The organism is Streptomyces phytophilus (assembly GCF_013870535.1).
GTDB lineage: Bacteria > Actinomycetota > Actinomycetes > Streptomycetales > Streptomycetaceae > Streptomyces > Streptomyces phytophilus.
This window is the reverse complement of sequence record NZ_JACBXC010000969.1, coordinates 1-2,354: the sequence shown is the minus strand read 5'-3', so window position 1 is coordinate 2,354 and position 2,354 is coordinate 1. Positions and strand designations below refer to the sequence as shown.

Genomic DNA, 2,354 nt, shown 5'->3' with positions numbered 1-2,354 from the left:
TTGTCCGTCACCGTGAGGGCGACCAGGCCCTGCCCGGCGATCACCGTGATATCGACGGACGACGCGCCCGCGTGCCGGGCGGCGTTGGACAGCGCCTCGCCGAGCACCGCCACGAGGTGATCGGCCACCGGCGCGGGCACGTCGGTGTCGAGGAGCCCCTCGGTGCGCAGCACCGGCGTGAACCCCAGCGTGGCCACGGAGTCCTTGGCCTGGCTCAGCACGCGCAGCCTGAGGCCCTGGGCGGTCGACCCGTGCTCGTGGCGGCGCAGGCCGAAAATCGTGGTCCGGATGATCTTGATGGTCTCGTCCAGGTCGTCCACGGCGCGCAGCAGCCGTTCCGTACCCTCCTCGTGCGTCACGAAGCGCACCGCGCTCTGCAGCGTCATGCCGGTGGCGAACAGCCGCTGGATGGCCAGGTCGTGCAGGTCCCGGGCGATGCGGTCGCGGTCCTCGAAGAGCGCGAGCTGCTCGGCGTCGCGGCGCCGCTGGGCCAGCTCCATGGCCACCGCCGCCTGTCCGGCGAAACCCACGAGGGCGTCGGTCTCCTCCGGGCCGAAGCGCTCGCCGCCCGCCTCCCGGGCGACGAGGAGCACGCCGCGCAGCCCGTCGCTGGTGCCCAGCGGCACGGCGACCGCCGGGCCGAGGCCGCCGACCGGCAGCTCGCTGTCGCGTACCCGCGGGTCGTTGGTCACGTCCTCGCTGATCGCCAGCTCCACCCTGGTGAAGGCCGCACCGGACAGCGTGCCCTTCATGGGCAGTGTGCGCCCCTCCAGCTGGTCCGCTGCGGTGCCCTGGGCGAGCGCGATGCGCAGCTCGTCGGCGCCCTCCGCGGGCAGCGCGACGGTGCCGAGGTCGGCCTTGAGGATGCTGCGGGCCCGGTCCAGCATCAGGCCCAGCACCTCTTCCTCCTGGGCGCCGGAGAGCAGGGTGTTGGTCACCTCGCCACTTGCCTCGATCCAGCGCTGCCGGCGGCGGGCCTCCTCGTACAGCCGGGCGTTCTCGATCGCCACGCCCGCGGCCACGGCGAGCGTCGACAGGACCGCCTCGTCCTCGCCGTCGAACTCCTTGGCGCTGCGCTTCTCCGTCAGATAGAGGTTGCCGAAAACCTCGTCGCGGACCCGGATGGGCACGCCGAGGAAGGAGTGCATCGGCGGGTGGTTGGCCGGGAAGCCGTACGAGGACGGGTGGTCCTGCAGCTCCTGGATCCGCAGCGCCTCCGGGTGCCTGATCAGCTCGCCGAGCAGGCCGTGCCCCCGCGGCAGGGGGCCGATCTCCTCGTACTCGCCGACCGAGATGCCCACGGGGATGAACTGCGCCAGCCGCTCGCCGTGTTCGATCACGCCCAGCGCGCCGTACTCGGCGTCGACGAGCACCGCCGCGGCCTCCACGATCCGCCGCAGGACCTGGGCCAGATCCAGCTCCCTGCCGACCGTCAGCACCGCCTCCAGCAGGCTGTGCACGCGGTCGCGGGTGCCGCGCACCTCGTCGATGCGCAGTTGCAGCTCGTCGAGGAGCTGGTCGAGCTGGAGCCGCGGCAGTTGCCCGCCTCCGTGTCGGCTTGTCGCCATCGCATCCCCCCACAGGACCCCGGGTGGTCAGGACAGCACCTCCCCGCACCACGGTAGCCAGGTCGTCACGCTCCGGGAGCGGTTCCCGGTCACCCGAATGCACGATCCGTCCGAAGCCCCGCGGAAAGCTTCACGCACCGTGGGCGCCGTGAGCGGGGGACGGGTCCGCGACGAGGGCGCCGCCGGCCGCCGGGACCGGGGCGGGATCCGCTCGCCGGGCGGGCTGTCGGTGCCCGGCCTTACCGTGGGCACATGGCAGACAACGAGACCCTGGCCCTGCACGCCGCCGCGCTCGACCTGTTCGCCGGGCACGTGCACCGGGTCGGACCCGGCCAGTGGGCCGCGCCCACGCCGTGTGCGGACTGGAGCGTGCGGGATCTCGTCAACCACCTGACCGTCGAGCAGTTGTGGGTGCCGCCGCTGCTCGCCGGGGACACCGTCGCAGGGGTGGGCGACGAGTACGACGGCGATCAGCTCGGCGACGACCCGGTGGCCGCCTGGGACAGCGCCGCCGCCGACGCCCGCGCGGCCTTCGCGGAGCCGGTCGCCCTGGCCCGTACGGTGCACCTGAGCTACGGGGACAGCCCCGCCGAGTCGTACTGCACGGAGATGGCCGTCGACGCCATCGTGCACTCCTGGGACCTGGCCCGCGGCATCGGCGCGGACGACGTCCTGCCGCCGGAGCTGGCCGAGTTCGCGCTGGACCAGGTCGAGCCGCAGGCGGCGATGCTGGCGGCCAGCGGGCTCTTCGCCGACCCGGTGCAGGTGCCGCCGGGCTCGGACGCG

2 protein-coding genes are annotated in these 2,354 nt (G+C 73.6%); one reads left to right on the top strand and one right to left on the bottom strand.

Translation table 11 applies throughout. From position 1 onward, the window contains the following. On the bottom strand, nt 1–1,568 hold a 1,568-nt coding region (locus H5J30_RS27865; RefSeq protein WP_258563566.1), incomplete at its 3' end, for a sensor histidine kinase. A gap of 252 nt (nt 1,569–1,820) precedes the next feature. On the opposite strand from H5J30_RS27865, the gene H5J30_RS27860 reads away from it, so the two are divergent. Then, nucleotides 1,821–2,354, top strand: a 534-nt coding sequence (locus H5J30_RS27860; RefSeq protein ID WP_181790064.1) for a TIGR03086 family metal-binding protein, incomplete at its 3' end; no start/stop codon positions are given.